Genomic DNA, 7,279 nt, shown 5'->3' on the forward strand with positions numbered 1-7,279 from the left:
GAGGCCAAGGACTTCATGCGCATGCTGATGCCGAGCCACGCCAAGGTGGTTCAGCCCTACCGCGACACGACGCCGATCTTCGTGCGCAACGGCATCGAAGCGCAGCTCGACCGCATGCTGCAGCCGCAGGTAACGCTGAAGAGCGGCGGCTACATCATCATCAACCAGACCGAGGCGCTGGTTTCGATCGACGTCAACTCCGGACGTTCCACCAAGGAGCATTCGATCGAGGACACCGCGCTCCACACCAATCTGGAGGCCGCCGAGGAAGTCGCGCGGCAGCTCAGGCTGCGCGACCTCGCAGGCCTGATCGTCATCGACTTCATCGACATGGAGGAGAACCGCAACAACCGCGCCGTCGAGAAGCGCCTCAAGGATCACCTCAAGAACGACCGCGCACGCATCCAGGTCGGCCGCATCTCGCATTTCGGCCTGATGGAGATGTCACGCCAGCGCATCCGCGCCAGCGTGCTGGAATCGACCATGAAGCCCTGCCCGCATTGCGGCGGCACCGGGCATGTGCGCTCCGACTCGTCGGTCGCGCTGATGGTGGTGCGGGCGATCGAAGAGTTCCTGCTCAAGGATTCGCGCAGCCACATCATCGTGCGCACCCCGGCGGCGACCGCGCTCTACGTGCTCAATCACAAGCGCGTCAACCTGGTCGAGCTCGAGGCCCGCTTCGGACTGACGATCACATTGGAGGCCGACGAAACGCTCGGCGCCCAGCACTACGCGATCTTCCGCGGCGCCGTGGCCGAGAAGCCGGAAGGCTTCGTCGAGGTGCGCAGCTTGCCGACCTATGTCGAACCGGAAGAGCCGGAGGACGAAATCGTCGTCGAAGAGGAGGAAGAGGTCTCGGTCCAGGCCGAGCAGCCGCGCCATCCTCAGCACGACCAGAATCAGCAGCGTTCGGAGGACGGCGAAGGCCGCGACCGCAAGCGCCGCAAGCGCCGCCGGCGGCGTGGCGGCAAGGATCGCGACCGCGAGCATCATGCCCATGGGGATGCCACGGCGGCGCCGATCCCGGCGGAAGCTGACGAAGCCGACGGCGAGGCATCGGACGAAGCCGCTCTTGACGTGACCGCGGGCGGCGAGACCGTAGCGACGGAGGCCGAGGAAGGCGCGGGCAAGAAGCGTCGGCGCGGCAAGCGTGGCGGCAAACGTAACCGCACGGAGGTAGAAGCTTCTGAAGCCGGTGCCGGTGAAGCTATCGCCGAGGATGACACCGCTGACGACGAGCAGACGGCCTCAGGCGAACCGGCGACAGCGCAAGCGTCAGAGGAGCCTGTCACCCCCGTTGCTGCCAATGACGATGCCGAAGTGGCTGAAAAGCCGAAGAAGCCGCGTCGCTCCCGGGCCAAGAAGGCAGCCGAGGAAACGGTGGTTGAGACGGTGTCCGAGCCCGTGGCGGAAGTCCAGGTCGCGCCTGTCGTCGTCGAGCCCGAGCCGGCGGTAGCCGCCGAGCCGGAGGCCGAACCGACCACCAACGCCCATCCGACACGCCGCAAGCCGCAGTCGAGCGATGCACCGGCAGTGCCCGTGGTGTCGTCGAATGTGAGCGAGGAGGCCAAGACCGAAGAAAAGCCGAAGCGCGCCGGCTGGTGGCAGCGCAAAGGTTTCTTCTAGGAATTTCAGCCTGCTAGGCTGATCCTTTGACAAGCTCCCGCGCTACATGGCGCGGGAGTTTTCTTTTGTGAGCGGTTGAGACGAGAAGGTTGCCTGCAACGAACGCCACTCCGATCAAGGCGCGAAAATCGACCAGTTCATCATCCTGGCGAGCTTCTCCAGTGCAATCGAGCCGAGCTTGGAGTTGCCGTTGGCGTTGAGGCCTGGCGACCAGACCGCGAGCGACGCCACGCCGGGCACGATGCCAAGAATGCCGCCGCCGACGCCGCTCTTTCCCGGGATGCCAACGCGGAAGGCAAAGTCGCCGGAGCCGTCATAGTGGCCGCAGGTCAGCATCAGCGCGCCGATGCGGCGTGCCCGTTCGGCCGACACCACCGAATGTCCGGTGGACGGATTCTTGCCGCCATTGGCAAGGAAGCGGCCGGCCTTCGCCAATTGTCGGCAGCTCATGGCGACAGCGCAGTGGTGGAAGTACACTCCTAGCGCCAGCTCCGGCTCATGATGGAGATTGCCGAAGGATTTCATATAGTTGGCCAAGGCGAAATTGCGGTAGCCGGTGGCGCGTTCGGAGGCTGCGACCTCGCGGTCGATGATGATCGTATCATCGTCGGCAAGGAACTGGATGAAGCGCAGGATTTCGCCGATCGCCTCGCGTGGCTGATGGCCGGCAAGCAGTATGTCGGAGACGACGATGGCGCCGGCATTTATGAACGGATTGCGCGGAATGCCGTTCTCATGCTCGAGCTGCACGATCGAGTTGAACGGATTACCGGACGGCTCGCGGCCGACGCGGTGCCAGAGGGCGTCGCCGACCTTGCCGAGCGCCAGCGTCAGCGTGAACACCTTCGAAACACTCTGGATCGAAAACGGCCGGTCGGCGTCGCCCGCCAGGATTTCGCGGCCGTCATTGGTGATCGCGGCAATGCCGAACTTTCGCGGATCGACCTTGCCGAGCTGCGGGATGTAGCTGGCGACATCGCCGCGATCGGGTCGCTCCGCCATTTCGGCGGCGACTTCCGCCAGGGCCTGTTCGAGTTCCGGCATGCGTCCCCGCTATTTGAGCCAGCGTTCGATGCGTGCGATGGCTTCGACCATGTCGTCGTGACTGCCGGCATAGGAAAAGCGCATGGTGCGATGCCCCTGCAGCGGATCGAAGTCGCGGCCGGGCGTCGCCGCCACATGCGCCTCCGCAAGCATCTTGCACGCGAAAGCCATGCTGTCATTGGTGTGCCGGGTGACGTCGCAGAAGGCGTAGAAGGCGCCGTCCATGGGTGCCGCGAGCGCGAAGCCCAGCTCCGGCAGGCGCTTCATCAGCAGGTCGCGGTTCCAGGCATAGCGCGCCTTCACCGCTTCCAGCTCTTCCGTTGCCTTGAAAGCCTCGATGGCCGCGATCTGCGACAGTTCCGGCGGCGAGATGTAAAGGCTTTGCGCGATGCGCTCGACCGGCCTCACCAATTCCTCCGGCAGCACCATCCAGCCGATGCGCCAGCCGGTCATGCAATAGTATTTCGAGAAGGAGTTGATCACCGTCACGCCAGCGCCATGAGCCAGGGCCGTGACATCCGGCGCGGCATAGGCCAGCCGGTGGTAGATTTCGTCCGAGATGACGGCGATGCCGAGTTCCTCGGCGGTCTTCACCAGCGCCGCGAGCTCTTCCGCCGGGATCACCGCGCCTGTCGGGTTGGCGGGACTGGCGAACAGCACGCCCTTCAGCGGCTTCTCGCGATGCGCGGCCTTCAGGTGTTCGGCGTGCAGGTAGGCGTCCGAGCCGAGCTCGATCTCGACAATCTCAATGCCAAGCGCAGCCATGATGTTGCGGTAGGCGGGATAACCGGGCGCGGCGATCGCTACACGATCGCCCGGATCGAACATGGCCAGGAAGGCGAGATTGAAGGCCGCCGACGAGCCCGTCGTGACGGCGACGCGGGCGGGCGCGACGTCGATCCCGTAGTGCTCGCCATAGTGCGCGGCGATCGCCTTGCGCAGCCCGGCCAAACCCAACGTGTCGGTGTAGCCGATGCGCCCGTGCCTGAGCGCTGCCGCGGCGGCTTCCCTGACGCCCGCCGGCGCCGGATCGGACGGCTGGCCGACCGCCATCGACACCACCGGGATACCTGTCGCCCTCAGCCGGTTGGCCTCGGCCAGGATATCCATGGCATGGAACGGCTCGACCTCGCCGCGGCGTGAAAGCGAAACCACCATTTGACCTCTCGTCCCGCTGTCTTTCGTCGGCGCAATTCCGGAATGAGAATGCCTGCGCCCTTTTCCGGGATTGCTGGCTCGACCGCAGCGCCGCACAAATGCCCGATTGATGTGGGGATCACAAGCGCGCAGGAAGTTATCGCTGCCGACTTTTCATCCATTGCCCGCTCGTCTACCAGTGGACCCTGTCATGTTGAGCCGACGCGAACCGATGATTGACAGATCGACGATGGGCCGTGCCGCGCGCGGCTTCGCGACGCTCCTGCTTGCCGCCGCCGTCGCTGCCTCGAGTTCGTTGACAGCCTATGCCCAGGGCGTGCCGGTGGTGCGGGATGCCGAGATCGAGGCGCTGGTGCGCGATTACGCCCGGCCGATCTTCAAAGCGGCCGGCCTCGCCAGCGACGGCATCGACATCGTCCTGGTCAACGATTCGAGCTTCAACGCTTTCGTCACCGGCCGGCGCATGTTCATAAACACCGGTGCCCTGGCGACTGCCGAAACACCGAACGAGATCATCGGCGTCATCGCGCATGAGGCAGGCCATATCGCCGGCGGCCACCAGCAGAAGTTGCGCGATCAGCTCGACCGCGCCAAGACGATGGCCATTATCGCTACGCTGCTCGGCGCCGGCGCGATGGTCGCGGGCGCCACTACGGGTAGCAACGGCCTTGCAGGCGCCGGCATGGGCGTCGCCGCCGGCGGCGGCGAGATGGCGCAGCGCAGCATCCTCGCCTACCAGCGCACCGAAGAGATCACCGCCGACCGCTCGGCCATCACTTACCTCAACGCCACCGCCCAGTCCGGCATGGGCATGATCAAGACCTTTGCCCGCTTCCAGAGCGCACTGTCGCTGTCGGGCGCGCAGATCGATCCTTACCGGATCAGCCATCCCATGCCGCAGGAGCGCATCGCCAATCTCGATACGCTGGTCAAGCAGAGTCCTTATGTCGGCAACGTCGACCCGCCGGCGCTGCAGCAGCGGCACGACATGATGCGCATCAAGATCGCGGCCTATACGCAGGGCCAGGTCGCCGTGGCGCGGCTGATGCGCAAGGATCCGTCCTCCCTCGCCTCGCGCTACGGCGACGCGCAGGTGACCTATCTCTACGGCAATCCGGCGGCGGCGCTCGTCAAAACCGCGGCGCTGATCAAGGAGCAGCCGAAGAACCCTTATTTCCATGAACTGCGCGGCGACATCCTGATGAAGGCCAACAAGCCGAAGGATGCGGCGGACGCCTATGCCAAGGCCGTCAGCCTCGACCCGGTGCGTTCCGGCTTGCTACTGGGTTCGCTTGGCCAGGCGCTGATGGCGGTCGGCACGCCCGATTCGGTTAAGAAAGCCATCGTCCAGCTCAACAACGGTATTTCCCGCGACAAGGAAAATGCTGACGCATACCGCTACCTGGCGCAGGCCTATGGCGAGACGGGCGACATTCCGGCCGCCGATCTCGCGACGGCCGAAGGTCATTTCTACGCAGGTGACTACAAGAATGCTAAGATCTTCGCGATGCGCTCTCAACAGAAGTTGAAGCGTGGCGAGCCCCGGTGGCTTCGCGCGCAGGATATCATAAACTACACGCCCTCGAACAAACTCAAATGAACCTCCCGGCCGCGTGCGGCGACCAGAATGGACCGGGAAAGGAAGAAGGACTGAAGATCATGAACAAGGCAATCCTGCTCGGCGGCGCCGGCGTGGCGGTGGCTCTCGGCATGCTGGCTTTCGGCTTTGTCGCGGGAAGCCCGCAGGCCGCCAAGGCCGATACGGCGCAGGCCGTCCAGGTTGCATCGACCGACAGCAAAATCGATCGCAAGGAGGTCGAGGGCATCATCCGCGATTACCTGCTGAAGAATCCGGAGGTGCTGCTCGAGGTGCAAGACGCATTGGAAGCCAAGCAGAAGGAAGAGCAGCGGCTCGCCAATCTCGGCGTCATCAAGGACGCGAAGGACGAGATCTTCAACTCCACCTTCGACGGCGTCGTCGGCAACCCGAAGGGCAAGACTACTATCGTCGAGTTCTACGACTACAATTGCGGCTTCTGCAAACGCGCCATCGAGGACATGAAGGCGCTGACCAAGGCCGACCCTGACCTGCGCTTCGTGCTCAAGGAGTTCCCGATCCTCAGCCCGGATTCGCAGAAGGCCAGCATCGTTTCGATGGCCTTCCACCTGATGATGCCGGAGAAGTACGGCGAGTTCCACACCGCGCTGCTCGGCGGCCAGGGGCGCGCCACCGAGGCGACCGCCATGAAGGTGGCGCTGTCGCTCGGCGCCGACGAGGCGACGCTGCGCGAGAAGATGAAGGACCCGAGCATCAACGAGGCACTCTCGCGCACCTACGACCTGGCCACCAAGCTCTCGATCACCGGCACGCCGTCCTACGTGATCGGCAATGAAGTGGTGTTCGGCGCGCTCGGACAACAGGTGCTTGCCCAGAAGATCGAGCAGGCGAAGTCCTCGCTCTGAGCGGCAAATTGCGTCGCCAGACGGTTTCCGCCCGTTGTGGACAGCGATAGAACGCACTTGCGCTCTTTTCGCGGGCGGCTATGCCCATTATAGAGGCCCAGTGCGCCGGCGTGGAGCCGGCGGCGAATAAGGTCGGCATTTTGAAAACGGTTTTTATCCTCAACGGTCCCAATCTCAATGCGCTCGGCAAACGCGAACCGGGGATTTATGGCGGCAAGACGCTTGCGGCGATCGCCGAGGACTGCAAGACGGCGGGCGCAGCGCTCGGCCTGGAGATCGATTTTCGCCAGTCCAATCACGAGGGCGACCTGGTCGACTGGATCCAGGAAGCCGGCGACAAAGCCGCGGGCATCGTCATCAATCCTGGCGCCTACAGCCACACCTCGATAGCCATCCACGACGCGATCCGTTCCATCGCGCCGCTTCCAGTGGCTGAAGTCCACCTTTCCAACATCCACGCGCGGGAGCCGTTCCGCCACGTTTCCATGGTCGCGCCGGTTGCTGTCGGCATGATCTGCGGGTTCGGGCCGCTCGGCTATACGCTCGCGCTTCAGGCACTGGCGGCACGCCTGTGACCGGCCCCCAAACAGAAGGCTCGAAAATGTCGATAAAGAAGACCGGTGTTGACCAGCAGCTGATCCGCGACCTGGCGGGCATACTGAACGACACCAATCTGACCGAGATCGAGGTCGAGCTCGGCGATCTCAAGGTGCGCGTGTCGCGCCAGGCGCAAGCGGTCCATGCCGTTGCCGCTCCCCTTCCCGCGATTGCCGCAGTGGCCGCGCCGGCCCAGGCGACCGCTTCGGCCGCCGCAGCGCCCTCGGATCCGGGCAAGAACGCAGTGCCCTCGCCCATGGTTGGCACGGCCTATCTGGCCCCCTCGCCGGACACCAAGGCGTTCATCGAGATCGGCCAGAAGGTGAAGGAGGGCCAGACGCTGCTCATCATCGAGGCGATGAAGACGATGAACCAGATCCCCTCGCCGCGC

7 protein-coding genes are annotated in these 7,279 nt (G+C 64.4%); 5 read left to right on the forward strand and 2 right to left on the reverse strand.

Translation table 11 applies throughout. From position 1 onward, the window contains the following. Positions 1–1,626 (forward strand): ribonuclease E/G (locus Q0L57_RS01155; protein WP_296736606.1); only part of this gene is annotated, 1,626 nt, incomplete at its 5' end. Positions 1,627–1,740: 114 nt separating this feature from the next. Here the strand turns inward: Q0L57_RS01155 and Q0L57_RS01160 are convergent. Both Q0L57_RS01160 and Q0L57_RS01165 read right to left on the reverse strand, forming a co-directional pair. Next, positions 1,741–2,670 carry a glutaminase gene (locus Q0L57_RS01160; RefSeq protein ID WP_296736609.1) on the reverse strand — a complete coding sequence of 310 codons (930 nt, stop codon included), beginning with the start codon at positions 2,668–2,670 and terminating at the stop codon, positions 1,741–1,743. A 9-nt stretch (positions 2,671–2,679) separates the two neighbouring features. After that, positions 2,680–3,828: an aminotransferase class I/II-fold pyridoxal phosphate-dependent enzyme gene (locus Q0L57_RS01165; RefSeq protein ID WP_296736612.1), complete on the reverse strand. Its 1,149-nt coding sequence runs from the start codon at positions 3,826–3,828 to the stop codon at positions 2,680–2,682. A 190-nt stretch (positions 3,829–4,018) separates the two neighbouring features. Here Q0L57_RS01165 and Q0L57_RS01170 point away from each other — a divergent pair, with 190 nt between their 5' ends. From Q0L57_RS01170 to Q0L57_RS01185, 4 genes are all read left to right on the forward strand, one after another. Further along, positions 4,019–5,428, forward strand: a complete 1,410-nt coding sequence (locus Q0L57_RS01170; RefSeq protein ID WP_296736614.1) for a M48 family metalloprotease — start codon at positions 4,019–4,021, stop codon at positions 5,426–5,428. Positions 5,429–5,487: 59 nt separating this feature from the next. Continuing rightward, positions 5,488–6,291, forward strand: a complete 804-nt coding sequence (locus Q0L57_RS01175; protein WP_296736617.1) for a DsbA family protein — start codon at positions 5,488–5,490, stop codon at positions 6,289–6,291. 140 nt (positions 6,292–6,431) lie between these two features. Continuing rightward, positions 6,432–6,866 carry a type II 3-dehydroquinate dehydratase gene (aroQ, locus tag Q0L57_RS01180; protein ID WP_296736620.1) on the forward strand — a complete coding sequence of 145 codons (435 nt, stop codon included), beginning with the start codon at positions 6,432–6,434 and terminating at the stop codon, positions 6,864–6,866. 26 nt (positions 6,867–6,892) lie between these two features. After that, positions 6,893–7,279: biotin/lipoyl-containing protein (locus Q0L57_RS01185; protein WP_296736622.1), on the forward strand; the 387-nt coding region annotated here is incomplete at its 3' end.

It is taken from the genome of Mesorhizobium sp. (assembly GCF_024509055.1).
In the GTDB taxonomy this organism is placed as follows: Bacteria; Pseudomonadota; Alphaproteobacteria; order Rhizobiales; family Rhizobiaceae; genus Mesorhizobium.